A 14,099-nucleotide genomic window follows, 5' to 3' on the forward strand; every position below is an offset into this window, starting at 1 on the left:
GCATGGCGCTCTACGCGGCGCAGAACTACGGTTGCCGCGTCACCACCACGACACTCTCGAAAGAGCAGTACGCCTTTACCGCGCAACGCATTGAGCAACTCGGTTTGCAGGATCAGGTCACGTTGCTGCTCAAGGACTACCGCGACCTCACTGGCGAATACGACAAACTGGTGTCGATCGAAATGATCGAAGCGGTCGGTCACCGCTTCCTGCCGACCTACTTCAAACAGTGCGCGCACCTGCTCAAGAGCAACGGCCTGATGCTGATCCAGGCAATCACCATCCGCGAGCAACGCTACGAACAAGCCAAGCGCGGCGTCGATTTCATTCAGCGCTACATCTTCCCCGGCGGCGCCCTGCCCTGCGTGCAGAAAATGCTCGATGTGGTCAGCCGCGACACCGACATGAACCTGCTGCACATGGAGGATTTCGGCCTGCACTACGCGCGAACCCTGCGCCTGTGGCATGAGAATTTTCGCCGCGCCCATGGCCGTTTGAGCGAGTTGGGTTACGACGATTATTTCCTGCGGCTGTGGGAGTTTTACCTGTGTTACTGCGAGGGCGGCTTCCTCGAACGCACCATCGGCACCGCGCAATTGCTGCTGGCCAAACCGGCCGCGATGCCCGCACCGCTGCTCGGTCGCTTCGATGCTTGAGCGTGTCGCCAATGCCGTGCTGTTCCAGCTCGGCTGGCTGACCTGTGTGCTCGGCGGCAACAGCTTGTGGCTGCTGCTGGCGTTGGCGGTGTTGGTGATTCATCTGCGCTGGATCAGCAGTTGGGCGGCTGAAGGCCGATTGATGCTCAGTGTGGTGATTGTCGGCACCGCTGTGGACAGCGTATTGCGCGCTACAGGCGTGTTCGAATTTCAGGATCTGTCGCCGCTGATTCCGCTGTGGCTGATGCTGCTCTGGGCACTGCTGGCGACCACGTTGCGCCATTGCCTGGCGTGGAGCGCGCGGCCCTGGTGGCTGGCCAGTGTGCTGGGGGCGATTGGCGGGGCTCTGTCGTATTACGGCGGCGGGCGCCTGGCCGGGGTGCAATTTCCCTACGGCGAATTCCCGACACTGATCGGCATCGGCCTGCTCTGGGCGCTGCTGTTTCCGCTGCTGCATGCGATGGCGCGGCGGCTGGCACACTGAGCGTCTGTCAGACCTTTCACACGCATGTCGGCGACTGCCTTACACTGCCGCCATGAAAACCATTCCCCACCAGCAAATCACTGAACCAGCGGTCACCTGCTCGACCTGCGCGGCGTGCTGCTGTCAGCTTGAAGTGATGCTGATCACCGACACTGGCGTGCCTGATCGCTTTATCGATACCGATGAATGGGGCGGCGAAGTGATGCTGCGGCTGGACGACGGCTGGTGCGCGGCGCTGGATCGCGACACGATGATGTGCACGATTTACGAAAAGCGTCCGCTGATTTGCCGCGAGTTCGAGATGGGCGCGCCGGAGTGCATTGAAGAGCGCAAAGGCATCACGACTGCTTACCGCTGACCTCAAGAACACCCTAAAAAAAATGTAGGAGTGAGCCTGCTCGCGATAGCGGTGTGTCAGTCAATATATCTGTGACTGACACACCGCTATCGCGAGCAGGCTCACTCCTACAGGGGTTATGCGCTCGGCTTAGAGCGGCATCGTGTAATGCAGCGAGTAACTTTCTACACCGTCGTTGCTGCTGGCCAGGCCGGCGTTGGAATAGTGCGTCGCACGAATCCCGACTTCATGCCCGCCATTGAACCGCAGACCAAAACCGAAGCGGTCTTCGAACTGGAAAGAGCCGCCGAGATTATTGGATTCGTACTGGGTATTGGAGAACGCCGCTACGCCGATCCCCGCCTCGACATACGGTTTGACCGACTGACCGGCAAACTCGTAAACAAATACCGGCGAGAACGACAGGCTGTTGTTACTGGAGGTCTTGTCGCCTTCCCAGTAGGTGTAAGCCCCGCTCCAGTAACCGGTCAGACGACCGACGTCACTTTGCAGCCAGCTCTTGTCCCAGTCGAAATTCATGCCCAGTCGGTACGTCATGGTCGAGTCGCTGGTGGCCCCCACCGCGAACTCCACGCCTGCCGCTTGTGCAGTAAAACTTTGCCCCATCAGTGCGGCCGCAATCGCGGCCAAGCAGAATAGTCGCTTCACGTTGAAACTTCCTTTTCCGGAACGATCGTTTGGTTTTCTAGATAACTCTTCGCTATAGAAGCTAGCGCCTGCTCAGAAGTTCAGCTGAAGTTTTAGTTATTTCACAATTTTTTTACAAGCTGAAGTTTTGCACTTCGCCAGCACTTTGCCCCAGTAGCGGCAGGATGTTTTTGAAGTACGCAGGATCGGCGCTGGTCCAGAATCTGACCGACTGGTTCGGGCCGGCAGCGAGTAAATCGCGCTCCGCCAAAAGGCGCTGAAGTTGCCGCGCCACGGCGGCGCCGGTATCGATCAGGCTGATGTCCTCGGGGATCATCGTCCTGAGCATTGGCTTGAGGAAGGGATAGTGCGTGCAGCCGAGGATGATCGTGTCGCAACCATTGGCCAACAGTGGCTCGACATAACCTTGCAGCAGCTGGCGCAACTCGGCGCTGTGCAGATCGCCGCTTTCAATCAGCTCGACCAGGCCGGGGCATGGCTGCGTGATCACGCGGACATCAGCGGCAAAGCGATCCAGCAACGCAGCGAACTTGGCGCTCTGCAAAGTACCGGTGGTGGCCAACACGCCGACCACACCGCTGCGGGTTGCGGCGGCGGCGGGTTTGACCGCTGGCTCCATGCCGACAATCGGCCAGTCGGGAAAGTCGCGACGCAAATCGGCAACGCCGGCAACCGTGGCCGTATTACAGGCCAGCACCAAGGCCTTGGCGCCCTGCTCACGGAAAAACCCGGCCATCACGCTGCAGCGCTGGCGGATGAATTCCGGGGTTTTCTCACCGTAGGGAATGTGCCCGCAATCGGCGACATAGAGCAGCGATTCATTGGGCAACAAACGCTGAATTTCCGCCAGTACCGACAAGCCGCCGACCCCGGAGTCGAACACGCCGATCGGCGCTTCACGCATGGCGCGAACCACAGACGCTGCAACCCGGATCACGCTTGACGCGCAACTCACGGAAACGCGAACCGAGGGCATCGATCAACAGCAAGCGCCCCACCAGCGGTTCTCCGAAACCGACCAGCACCTTCAAGGCTTCCAGCGCCTGCAGACTACCAACCAGACCGACCAGCGGCCCGACCACACCGGCCTCGCTGCAGGTCAGTTCGGCTTCGCTGCCGTGCCCGTATAAACAGTGGTAGCAGGGGCTCTCGGCACGACGCGGGTCGAACACCGACAATTGCCCTTCGAGGCGAATCGCCGCGCCGCTGACCAACGGTTTGCACGCGGCCACACAAGCGGCGTTGACCGCTTCGCGGGTGGAAAAGTTATCGGAACAGTCGAGCACCAGATCCACCGCCGCCACGGCAGCCGCGAGAGAATCCTCGTCCAGCGCCTGACGATGGGCGATCAACTGAATCTCGGGATTGATCGCGCCCAGACGCTTGAGCGCCGAGTCGACCTTGCTCATGCCGACACTGTCGGTGTCATGAATGATCTGGCGTTGCAGGTTGGTCAGGTCGACCGTGTCGAAATCAGCCAGGTGCAATTCACCGACACCGGCCGCTGCCAGATACAGCGCAACTGGAGCGCCAAGACCGCCGAGGCCAACGATCAGCACGCGACTGTCCTTGAGCTTCAGTTGCCCGTCGATGTCGATGTGTTGCAGCAGAATCTGCCGGCTGTAGCGCAGCAATTCCTGATCATTCAGCACGGCAGGCGCCCCAGACTGATGCGTTGATGACCGCCCAGATCGGTGCGGCTGTGGACGTCTTCAAAGCCGCGCGTCAGCAGCAAGTCGCGCACGGCTTCGGCTTGATCATAGCCGTGTTCGAGCATCAGCCAGCCATCGGCCTCCAGATGATCCGGGGCCTGATCGACGATCAAGCGCAGATCGTCAAGCCCGTCCTCACCAGCAACCAGCGCGCTGGTCGGTTCGAAGCGCACATCGCCCTCGACCAGATGCGGATCGGCGGCGGCAATGTACGGCGGATTACTGATGATCAACTGGAAACGCTGACCTTCCAGCGCGCTGAACCAATGGCTGCTCAGCACCGTGGCGTTGTTCAGATGCAGTCGCTGGCGATTGCGTTCGGCCAATGCCACGGCTTCAAGCACGCGATCTACGGCAGTGACTTTCCACGCCGGACGTTCGCTGGCCAAGGCCAATGCGATCGCGCCGCTGCCAGTGCCGAGGTCGAGCACTTTCGCCGGGGTCGCCGGCAGTAATTCCAGCGCCGCTTCCACCAGCAATTCCGTGTCCGGGCGCGGGATCAGTGTGTGCGGTGCGACTTCCAGATCGAGTTTCCAGAAACCCTGTTGGCCGAGAATGTAGGCCACCGGCTCACCGCCACGACGGCGTTGCAGGTACTCGGCGAAGGTCAGCGCCGCTTCACTCGGCACGATGCGCTCGGGCCAGGTGTGCAGAAAGCTGCGCGATTTGCCCAGCGCGGCGGCCAGAAGCAATTCGGCGTCCAGACGCGCGGTGGGCGAGTCCGGCAGTTCGGCGGCGCGCAACAGGCTGGCGATGATGGTCATTTATTCACCTATCGCTGCGAGTTGGTCAGCCTGGTATTCGGCCAGCAACGGTTCGATCACCGCTTCAACGCCACCGGCGAGAATTTCATCGAGGGAATACAGGGTCAGGTTGACGCGGTGGTCGGTGACCCGGCCTTGGGCAAAGTTGTACGTGCGAATGCGCTCGGAACGGTCGCCGGAACCGACCAGCAATTTACGCTCGCTGGCGATCGCGTTGGCCGCCGCTGCGGTTTGCTGATCGTTGAGTTTCGCCGACAGCCAGGCCATCGCCCGGGCACGGTTCTTGTGCTGGGAACGTTCTTCCTGACACTCAACCACGGTGCCGGTCGGTATGTGCGTGATGCGGATCGCCGAGTCGGTGGTGTTGACGTGCTGACCACCGGCCCCGGAGGAGCGGTAAGTGTCGACGCGCAAATCCGCCGGATTGATCTCGATGGCTTCGCGCTCGTCCGGCTCGGGCAACACCGCCACGGTGCAGGCCGAGGTGTGGATACGGCCCTGGGACTCGGTGGCGGGTACACGCTGTACGCGGTGCGCGCCGGATTCGAATTTCAGCTTGCCGTAAACGTTGTCGCCTTCAATGCGCGCGATGACTTCTTTATAACCACCGTGTTCGCCTTCGTTTGCCGAAAGGATCTCTACACGCCAGCCACGACGTTCGGCGTAACGCGAGTACATGCGGAACAGGTCGCCGGAAAAAATCGCCGCCTCGTCGCCACCGGTGCCGGCGCGGATTTCGAGATAGACGTTGCGCCCGTCATTCGGATCCTTGGGCAGCAACATGCGCTGCAGATCGCCTTCCAGGGTGATCAGCAATTCCTTGGCTTCGCGGACTTCTTCCACGGCCATTTCACGCATGTCCGGGTCGTTGTCCTTGAGCAGCGCCTGGGCGCCTTCAAGATCGCTTTGTACGCCGAGCAGCTTTTTATAGGCGTGCACGACCGGTTCAAGTTCGGCGTATTCCTTGGAATAAGCACGGAATTTGGCCTGATCGGCAATGACTTCGCCGTCGCCGAGCAGCGCGGTCAGTTCCTCGAAACGGTCCTGGAGGACATCCAGCTTGTTGAGCAGTGACGCTTTCATTGCGGTTTTTTATCCGAAAAGCTATCCGGTGAGCCCTCAAGGGCAAAGAGTTCCTGGGCCATGGCCAGCGCATCGAGGCGGCCTTCGGCAGAAAGCTTTTTCAGCTGCACGCTTGGGGCATGCAACAGTTTATTGGTCAGGCCACGGGCCAGTTGCCCGAGGACGTCTTCGGCGTTGCCACCGTTGGCGAGCAGACGCAGGGCCTTTTGCAGCTCCTCGTCGCGCAGGCGTTCGCTCTGTTGACGATAGGCCTTGAGCACATCGACCGCCGCCAGCTCGCGCAGGCGCACCATGAAATCGTCAGCGCCGACCGAGACCATCTCTTCAGCGGCTTGCGCTGCACCCTGACGGCTCTTGAGATTTTCGGCGACCACTTCGTGGAGATCGTCGACGCTGTACAGGTAAACGTCGTCCAACTCGCCGACTTCCGGCTCGATATCCCGGGGAACGGCGATGTCGACCATGAAGATCGGTTTGTGCTTGCGCAGCTTCAATGCGCTTTCTACCGCGCCCTTGCCGAGGATCGGCAACTGACTGGCGGTCGAGCTGATGACGATATCGCTGCGCACCAGTTCTGCCGGGATGTCCGAGAGCAACACCGCGTGAGCGCCAAACTGCTCGGCGAGCAGACTGGCGCGTTCCAGTGTGCGGTTGGCGACGACGATGCGCTTGACGCCCAACTCGTGCAAATGGCGGGCGACCAAAGTAATGGTCTCGCCGGCGCCGATCAACAGAGCCTGACTGCGCTGCAAATCACTGAAAATCTGTTTGGCCAGACTGACGGCAGCAAACGCCACGGACACCGGGTTTTCACCGATAGCGGTGTCGGTGCGTACCTGTTTGGCGGCATTAAAGGTCGCTTGAAACAGTCGTCCCAGCAGCGGCCCGATGGTGCCGGCCTCGCGGGCCACGGCGTAGGCCGATTTCATCTGGCCGAGAATCTGCGGTTCACCGAGCACCAGCGAGTCGAGCCCGGAGGCGACGCGCATCATGTGACGAACTGCCGCATCATCTTCATGCACATAAGCACTCGCGCGCAGCTCATCGAGGCTTAAATGGTGGTAGTCGGCCAGCCAGCGCAGCACGATATCCGCCGACAGCTGATCCTGCTCTATATAAAGCTCACTGCGATTGCAGGTCGAAAGGATCGCAGCTTCGCGGCTGTCGGTCAGTCGGCAGAGCTGCTGCAAGGCTTCCACCAGCTGCTCAGGGGTAAAGGCCACGCGCTCGCGGACGTCTACTGAAGCAGTCTTGTGGTTGATACCGAGTGCAAGGAAGGCCATTCAAAGTCGCTGATGGTGACGTGAAGCCGGCAATTGTCCTACTTCGAAAGATTCAGAACAACTACCGCTGACTATTGTCCCAATCGTCAGCCCCTATAATGGGCACAATTGAGTCTCGGTTATGTTTGGCCGAAGGCTTGTGTCATGATGATCCGACCGCAGGTTAGTCGTCCTCTTCCTATATGAATAGATCCTCCGCGTTGCTCCTCGCTTTTGTCTTCCTCAGCGGCTGCCAGGCCTTGGCACCCGTGTCGCCGGACGGTACGCCGTCGGTTGAAGACACCACGCCCGCGCCTGAAAAGCCCAAGGTTTACAGCTCGTTCAGCGAGGAAACCGTTTTCAGCCTGTTGAGCGCCGAACTCGCCGGCCAGCGCAATCGTTTCGACATTGCCTTGGATAACTACGTGACCCAGGCCATCAATACGCAGGATCCGGGCGTCTCCGAACGTGCATTCCGTATCGCCGAATATCTGGGCGCCGATCAACCGGCCCTCGATACCGCGTTGATCTGGGCAAAAAACGCCCCGGACGATCTCGAAGCGCAACGCGCCGCCGCCGTGCAACTGGCACGCGCCGGGCGTTATGACGACTCGATGGTTTATATGGAGAAAGTCCTGCAGGGCAAGGGCGACACACATTTCGACTTCCTCGCGCTGTCGGCCGCCGATACCGATCAGGAAACCCGCAACGGTCTGATGAAAAGTTTTGACCGGTTGTTGCAACGTCATCCGAACAACAGCCAGCTGATCTTCGGCAAAGCCCTGCTCTTGCAGCAGGACGGTGACAATAAAGCCGCGCTGAGCCTGCTCGAAGACCATCCGCCGGAAGAAGGCGAAATCGCCCCGATTCTGCTGCGTGCACGCCTGCTGCAAGTGATGAACCGTGGCGACGAAGCGCTGCCATTACTGCAAAAAAACATCAAGAAGTACCCGGACGACAAACGCCTGCGCCTGACTTACGCACGCATGCTGGTGGAACAAGACCGCATGGACGACGCCAAGGCCGAGTTCTCCAGCCTGGTTCAGCAATACCCGGAAGACGACGAACTGCGTTACTCACTGGCCTTGGTCTGCCTGGAAGCCAAAGCCTGGGACGAGGCCAAGGGTTATCTGGAAGACCTGATCGCCCGCGAAAGCCATGTCGATTCGGCGCACCTGAACCTCGGCCGCATCGCCGAAGAACGCAACGACCCGCAAGGCGCACTCATCGAGTACGCCCAGGTCGGCCCGGGCAACGACTATCTGCCCGCGCAATTGCGTCAGGCCGATATTCTGATGAACAACGGCAAAACCGCTGAAGCGCAAAGCAAACTCGCCGCCCAGCGCGACGAGCAACCGGACTACGCGATTCAGCTGTACCTGATCGAATCGGAAACCCTGTCGGCCAACAAACAGGACGACAAGGCCTGGAAAGTCTTGCAGCAAGCTTTGCTGCAATACCCGGACGATCTGAATCTGCTCTATACCCGGGCGATGCTCGCGGAAAAACGCAATGACCTGGCGCAGATGGAAAAAGACCTGCGCCTGATCATCAAGCGTGATCCGGACAACGCCATGGCACTCAACGCTTTGGGCTACACCCTGTCCGACCGCACCACCCGCTACGCTGAAGCGAAGGCGCTGATCGAGCAGGCGCACCAGATCAATCCGGAAGACCCGGCGGTACTCGACAGCCTCGGCTGGGTGAATTACCGCATGGGCAATCTGGACGACGCCGAGAAATATCTGCGTCAGGCGCTGGAGCGTTTCCCTGATCACGAAGTCGCCGCGCACCTGGGCGAAGTGTTGTGGACCAAGGGCAACCAGCGTGAAGCCAAACAAATCTGGGGCAAATTCCTCAAGGATCAGCCCGACAGCACCATTCTGCGCAGCACCATCAAGCGCCTGACCGGATCCGAGACTCTTTAACTCATGTTTTTGCGCCACGTTATTGTTTTCAGCTTCATCGCCCTGCTCGCCGGTTGCGCGGGCTTTGGCGCTCGCGAATCGGTCGAGGGCCACGGCAGTCCGGCTCAATGGGCCGCGAACAAACAACAGCTGACCGGTCTCGATGGCTGGCAGATCGACGGCAAGATCGGCATCCGCGCACCAAAAGACTCCGGTAGCGGCACGCTGTTCTGGCTGCAGCGTCAGGACTATTACGACATTCGCCTGTCCGGCCCGCTGGGTCGTGGCGCCGCACGCCTGACCGGGCGTCCGGGCAAGGTGTCGCTGGAAGTCGCCAACCAGGGTCGCTACGAATCGCAATCCCCGGAAGCCCTGCTCGAAGAGCAACTGGGCTGGAAGTTGCCGGTGTCGAATCTGGCGTGGTGGGTGCGTGGCCTGCCGGCTCCGGACACTAAAAGTCGCCTGAATCTGGACGCCGACAGCCGCCTGGCCAGCCTGGAACAGGACGGCTGGAAAGTTGAATACACCGCCTACACCGAACAAAACGGTTATTGGTTGCCGGAGCGCATCAAGCTGCACGGCACTGACCTCGACGTGACGCTGGTGATCAAGACCTGGCAGCCGCGCAAGCTGGGGCAATAACCCATGACCGCTGCACGCCTGACCCTGCCCTCGCCGGCCAAGCTCAATTTGATGCTGCACATTCTCGGGCGCCGTGAAGACGGTTATCACGAGTTGCAGACGTTGTTTCAATTTGTCGATTACGGCGATGAAATCACTTTCGCCGTGCGAGATGACGGCGTGATTCAGTTGCACACCGAATTCGCCGGCGTGCCGCACGACAGCAACCTGATCGTGCGCGCGGCGAAAATGCTCCAGCAACAGTCCGGTTGCACGCTCGGCATCGACATCTGGATCGATAAAGTGCTGCCCATGGGTGGCGGCATCGGTGGCGGCAGCTCGAATGCGGCGACGACTTTGCTCGGTCTGAATCATTTGTGGCAACTGGGTTGGGATGAAGATCGCCTGGCCACGCTGGGCCTGACGCTAGGTGCCGACGTACCGGTTTTCGTCCGTGGTCATGCGGCTTTCGCCGAGGGCGTGGGCGAGAAACTGACCCCGGTCGATCCCGAAGAACCGTGGTATCTGGTGCTCGTGCCGCAAGTCTCTGTAAGTACGGCAGAAATTTTTTCCGATCCTTTGTTGACACGTAACACGCCGCCCATTAAAGTGCGCCCCGTTCCCGAGGGAAACAGTCGAAATGACTGCTTGCCGGTGGTTGCAAGGCGTTATCCGGAAGTACGTAACGCATTGGATTTGTTAGGTAAATTTACCGAAGCAAAGCTCACCGGAACTGGAAGTTGTGTGTTTGGGGGCTTCCCAAGCAAAGCTGAAGCTGATAAAGTCTCGGCCCTTCTGACAGAGACCCTTACAGGGTTTGTAGCCAAAGGCAGCAACGTTTCGATGTTGCACCGCAAGCTGCAAAGTCTGCTCTAAAGGAACCAAGTGCTCGGCACTTGATGCAACAGATACAGGGGCGTCGCCAAGCGGTAAGGCAGCAGGTTTTGATCCTGCCATGCGTTGGTTCGAATCCAGCCGCCCCTGCCATTTTCTATACTCATCCAGGTTACCCTCAGCCTCTAGGTACTGCGCGTGTCCAAGATGATGGTCTTTACGGGGAATGCTAACCCCGATCTGGCTCGGCGTGTCGTACGTCAGCTGCATATCCCTCTCGGTGACATCTCTGTCGGTAAATTCTCCGACGGCGAAATTACAGCCGAGATCAATGAAAACGTTCGCGGTAAAGACGTTTTCATTATTCAGCCGACTTGCGCCCCGACCAACGATAACCTGATGGAACTGGTAGTGATGGCTGATGCCTTCCGCCGCTCCTCGGCTACTCGTATTACTGCTGTTATTCCTTATTTTGGTTATGCCCGTCAGGATCGCCGTCCGCGTTCCGCACGTGTGGCTATCAGCGCGAAAGTCGTTGCTGACATGCTTACCGTAGTCGGCATCGACCGTGTTCTCACGGTTGATCTGCATGCTGACCAGATTCAGGGTTTCTTCGATATTCCGGTAGATAACATCTACGGCTCCCCGGTTCTGGTGGATGACATTGAAGATCAGCGCTTCGAAAACCTGATGATCGTGTCCCCGGACATTGGTGGCGTCGTGCGTGCACGTGCCGTTGCCAAATCCCTGGGTGTGGATCTCGGGATCATCGACAAACGCCGTGAGAAAGCCAATCACTCTGAAGTGATGCATATCATCGGTGATGTCGAAGGGCGTACCTGTATTCTGGTCGATGACATGGTCGATACCGCCGGCACGCTGTGCCACGCGGCCAAGGCCCTGAAAGAGCATGGCGCAGCCAAGGTCTTTGCCTACTGCACACACCCTGTGTTGTCGGGTCGGGCCATCGAGAATATCGAAAATTCCGTGCTGGACGAACTGGTGGTGACCAACACCATCCCGCTGTCCGCTGCAGCACAAGCCTGTGCACGTATCCGTCAACTGGATATCGCACCGGTTGTTGCCGAAGCGGTTCGCCGCATCAGCAATGAAGAATCGATCAGCGCGATGTTCCGTTAAGGGCCCTGCCCTTCTCGAAATGTCTCGTTGACGAAAAGCGCCCCGCCCCGGCATTCCTGCCGGGGCGGGGCTTTTTTGCCCATACCGTGTTCGGCGCTGGTCGCAAACGCCACTCGGTCATGGCTATTTTGGAGATACAAAATGAACGATTTTACTCTGAATGCTGAAGTGCGTTCCGACCTGGGGAAAGGTGCGAGCCGCCGCCTGCGTCGTCTCGCCGCTCTGGTTCCAGCTGTTGTTTACGGTGGCGAAAAAGCCCCTGAATCCATCAGCATGCTGGCCAAAGAAGTTGCCAAACTGCTCGAAAACGATGCTGCCTACAGCCACGTTATCGAACTGAACGTTGGCGGCAAAAAGCAGAACGTCATCATCAAGGCTCTGCAACGTCACCCGTCCAAGGGTCACGTTCTGCACGCTGACTTCGTACGCGTCGTAGCTGGCCAGAAACTGACCGCTATCGTGCCTGTGCACTTTGTTGGTGAAGAAGCTCCGACCAAGAAAGGCGGCGAGATCTCGCACGTCCTGAACGAAATCGAAGTTTCCTGCCTGCCGAAAGATCTGCCTGAGTTCATCGAAGTCGACCTGTCGGCTCTGGAAATCGGCGCAATCGTTCACCTGTCCGACCTCAAAGCCCCTAAAGGCGTTGAGTTCGTTGCACTGGCTCACGGCGACGACAAAGCTGTTGCAAACGTACACGCTCCACGCGTTGCTCCAGAAGCTGAAGAAGGCGCAGCAGAGTAATTCACTCTGTCATGCCTGAGTGAGCAAGTAACATCGCGGACTGGAACGTAGCGAGAAAGCGGGCGAGAACGCGGAGTTTACATCCATGGTAAATGAGCATTTTTCGTCCACTTTCGCCGCTTTCCCTGATCGCGGCGATGTTACTCACCACTCAAAGGAAGGGCCCCTATCGTGACTGCCATCAAACTGATCGTTGGCCTGGGAAATCCAGGCGCCGAATACGACCAGACCCGGCATAACGCAGGGGCCCTTTTTGTTGAGCGCATCGCCCACGCACAGAATGTGAATCTTGTGGCCGATCGCAAATATTTCGGCCTGACCGGGCGCTATTCGCATCAGGGTCAGGATGTTCGTCTGCTGATTCCCACCACCTACATGAACCGCAGCGGCCAGGCCGTGGCGGCACTCGCCGGTTTCTTCCGCATCAAGCCTGAAGAAATCCTCGTGGCGCATGACGAACTCGACTTGCCTCCGGGCGTTGCCAAGCTCAAGCAGGGCGGCGGCCATGGCGGTCACAACGGGTTGCGCGACATCATTGCGCAACTGGGTAATCAGAATACGTTCTACCGCCTGCGGCTTGGCATCGGCCACCCGGGCGTCGCCAGTATGGTTTCAAATTTCGTCCTGGGTCGTGCGCCACGCGCCGAACAGGAAAAACTCGATGCCAGCATCGACTTTGCCCTCGGCGTGCTGCCGGATATCCTCGCCGGTGAATGGAACCGCGCGATGAAAAACCTGCACAGCCAGAAGGCCTGACTCTACTCCGAGGGGAAACACCATGGGATTCAATTGCGGCATCGTCGGCCTGCCTAACGTCGGCAAGTCCACCCTGTTCAACGCCCTGACCAAATCCGGTATCGCGGCCGAGAACTTCCCCTTCTGCACCATCGAGCCGAACAGCGGCATCGTGCCGATGCCGGATCCGCGTCTGGAAGCACTGGCAGCCATCGTCAATCCGAAGCGTATCCTGCCGACCACCATGGAATTCGTCGACATCGCTGGCCTGGTGGCCGGCGCCTCGAAAGGTGAAGGCCTGGGCAACAAGTTCCTCGCCAACATCCGCGAAACCGACGCGATCGCTCACGTGGTGCGCTGCTTCGAAGACGAAAACGTGATCCACGTTTCCAACAGCGTCGACCCGAAACGCGACATCGAAATCATCGATCTGGAACTGATCTTCGCCGACCTCGACAGCTGCGAGAAGCAACTGCAGAAAGTCGCGCGCAACGCCAAGGGCGGAGACAAGGACGCCGTGGTTCAGAAGGCTCTGCTTGAGCAGCTGATCGCACACTTCACCGAAGCCAAGCCGGCGCGCAGCCTGATGAAGAACATGAGTACCGACGAAAAAGCGGTGATCAAGGGCTTCCACCTGCTGACCACCAAACCGGTCATGTACATCGCCAACGTCGCTGAAGACGGTTTCGAGAACAACCCGCACCTGGACGTGGTTCGCGCCATTGCCGAAGAAGAAGGCGCGATGGTCGTTCCGGTCTGCAACAAGATCGAAGCAGAAATCGCCGAGCTGGATGACGGCGAAGAGAAGGACATGTTCCTCGAGGCCCTGGGCCTGGAAGAGCCTGGCCTGAACCGCGTGATCCGCGCCGGCTACGAAATGCTGCACCTGCAGACCTACTTCACCGCCGGTGTCGAAGAAGTCCGCGCCTGGACCGTCAAAGTCGGTGCCACCGCACCTCAGGCTGCCGGCGTGATCCACACCGACTTCGAGAAAGGCTTCATCCGCGCCGAAGTGATCGCCTACAACGACTTCATCCAGTACAAGGGCGAAGCCGGCACCAAAGAAGCCGGTAAATGGCGTCTGGAAGGCAAGGATTACATCGTCAAGGACGGCGACGTGATGCACTTCCGCTTCAACGTGTAAGCGTTACGCC

General features: G+C 59.1%; 16 protein-coding genes and 1 tRNA gene. 11 read left to right on the forward strand and 6 right to left on the reverse strand.

The window, feature by feature from the left end; all coding sequences use genetic code 11:
* From ACWR1S_RS25990 to ACWR1S_RS26000, 3 genes are all read left to right on the forward strand, one after another.
* Positions 1 to 656: class I SAM-dependent methyltransferase (locus ACWR1S_RS25990; RefSeq protein ID WP_454565484.1), on the forward strand; the 656-nt coding region annotated here is incomplete at its 5' end.
* A complete protein-coding gene (locus tag ACWR1S_RS25995) occupies positions 649 to 1,140 on the forward strand; it encodes a DUF2878 domain-containing protein (protein ID WP_454565485.1) in 492 nt (163 codons plus the stop codon). The genes ACWR1S_RS25990 and ACWR1S_RS25995, both read left to right, overlap by 8 nt.
* A gap of 52 nt (positions 1,141 to 1,192) precedes the next feature.
* On the forward strand, positions 1,193 to 1,498 hold the full coding sequence (locus ACWR1S_RS26000) for a YkgJ family cysteine cluster protein (protein ID WP_077574517.1): 306 nt from the start codon (positions 1,193 to 1,195) through the stop codon (positions 1,496 to 1,498).
* Positions 1,499 to 1,627: 129 nt separating this feature from the next.
* Here the strand turns inward: ACWR1S_RS26000 and ACWR1S_RS26005 are convergent, their stop codons facing one another.
* The 6 genes from ACWR1S_RS26005 to hemA all read right to left on the reverse strand — a co-directional run bounded on the left by ACWR1S_RS26005 (position 1,628) and on the right by hemA (position 6,988).
* Complete coding sequence (locus ACWR1S_RS26005) at positions 1,628 to 2,146, reverse strand: acyloxyacyl hydrolase (RefSeq protein ID WP_454565486.1); 519 nt, start codon at positions 2,144 to 2,146, stop codon at positions 1,628 to 1,630.
* Between the two features lie 112 nt (positions 2,147 to 2,258).
* The gene (gene murI / locus ACWR1S_RS26010) at positions 2,259 to 3,050 is read right to left on the reverse strand and encodes a glutamate racemase (RefSeq protein WP_454565487.1); all 792 of its coding nucleotides are present in this window, start codon (positions 3,048 to 3,050) and stop codon (positions 2,259 to 2,261) included.
* Complete coding sequence (locus ACWR1S_RS26015; protein WP_007912884.1) at positions 3,043 to 3,798, reverse strand: molybdopterin-synthase adenylyltransferase MoeB; 756 nt, start codon at positions 3,796 to 3,798, stop codon at positions 3,043 to 3,045. Before ACWR1S_RS26015 ends, murI begins: the two co-directional genes overlap by 8 nt.
* A complete protein-coding gene (gene prmC / locus ACWR1S_RS26020) occupies positions 3,792 to 4,622 on the reverse strand; it encodes a peptide chain release factor N(5)-glutamine methyltransferase (protein ID WP_454565488.1) in 831 nt (276 codons plus the stop codon). Before prmC ends, ACWR1S_RS26015 begins: the two co-directional genes overlap by 7 nt.
* On the reverse strand, positions 4,623 to 5,705 hold the full coding sequence (prfA, locus tag ACWR1S_RS26025; protein ID WP_454565489.1) for a peptide chain release factor 1: 1,083 nt from the start codon (positions 5,703 to 5,705) through the stop codon (positions 4,623 to 4,625). It abuts the gene before it with no gap.
* On the reverse strand, positions 5,702 to 6,988 hold the full coding sequence (gene hemA / locus ACWR1S_RS26030; protein ID WP_007951716.1) for a glutamyl-tRNA reductase: 1,287 nt from the start codon (positions 6,986 to 6,988) through the stop codon (positions 5,702 to 5,704). The genes prfA and hemA overlap by 4 nt, the downstream gene beginning before the upstream one ends.
* A 182-nt stretch (positions 6,989 to 7,170) precedes the next feature.
* Here hemA and ACWR1S_RS26035 point away from each other — a divergent pair, with 182 nt between their 5' ends.
* The 8 genes from ACWR1S_RS26035 to ychF all read left to right on the forward strand — a co-directional run bounded on the left by ACWR1S_RS26035 (position 7,171) and on the right by ychF (position 14,089).
* On the forward strand, positions 7,171 to 8,895 hold the full coding sequence (locus ACWR1S_RS26035; RefSeq protein WP_454565490.1) for a tetratricopeptide repeat protein: 1,725 nt from the start codon (positions 7,171 to 7,173) through the stop codon (positions 8,893 to 8,895).
* A 3-nt stretch (positions 8,896 to 8,898) separates the two neighbouring features.
* Entirely contained in the window at positions 8,899 to 9,516 is a 618-nt protein-coding gene (gene lolB, locus ACWR1S_RS26040) for a lipoprotein insertase outer membrane protein LolB (protein ID WP_454565491.1), read from the forward strand.
* A 3-nt stretch (positions 9,517 to 9,519) separates the two neighbouring features.
* Entirely contained in the window at positions 9,520 to 10,371 is an 852-nt protein-coding gene (ispE, locus tag ACWR1S_RS26045) for a 4-(cytidine 5'-diphospho)-2-C-methyl-D-erythritol kinase (protein ID WP_122604795.1), read from the forward strand.
* A gap of 36 nt (positions 10,372 to 10,407) precedes the next feature.
* Positions 10,408 to 10,482 (forward strand) — tRNA-Gln (locus ACWR1S_RS26050).
* Between the two features lie 45 nt (positions 10,483 to 10,527).
* Positions 10,528 to 11,469, forward strand: coding sequence for a ribose-phosphate pyrophosphokinase (locus tag ACWR1S_RS26055; RefSeq protein WP_003171603.1), 942 nt, complete (start codon positions 10,528 to 10,530; stop codon positions 11,467 to 11,469).
* Positions 11,470 to 11,610: 141 nt separating this feature from the next.
* Complete coding sequence (locus tag ACWR1S_RS26060) at positions 11,611 to 12,210, forward strand: 50S ribosomal protein L25/general stress protein Ctc (protein ID WP_454565492.1); 600 nt, start codon at positions 11,611 to 11,613, stop codon at positions 12,208 to 12,210.
* Between the two features lie 171 nt (positions 12,211 to 12,381).
* A complete protein-coding gene (pth, locus tag ACWR1S_RS26065; RefSeq protein ID WP_008079560.1) occupies positions 12,382 to 12,966 on the forward strand; it encodes an aminoacyl-tRNA hydrolase in 585 nt (194 codons plus the stop codon).
* A gap of 22 nt (positions 12,967 to 12,988) precedes the next feature.
* Positions 12,989 to 14,089: a redox-regulated ATPase YchF gene (ychF, locus tag ACWR1S_RS26070; protein WP_034156038.1), complete on the forward strand. Its 1,101-nt coding sequence runs from the start codon at positions 12,989 to 12,991 to the stop codon at positions 14,087 to 14,089.
* Positions 14,090 to 14,099: the final 10 nt, after the last annotated feature.

Source organism: Pseudomonas sp. AIG, assembly GCF_977020205.1.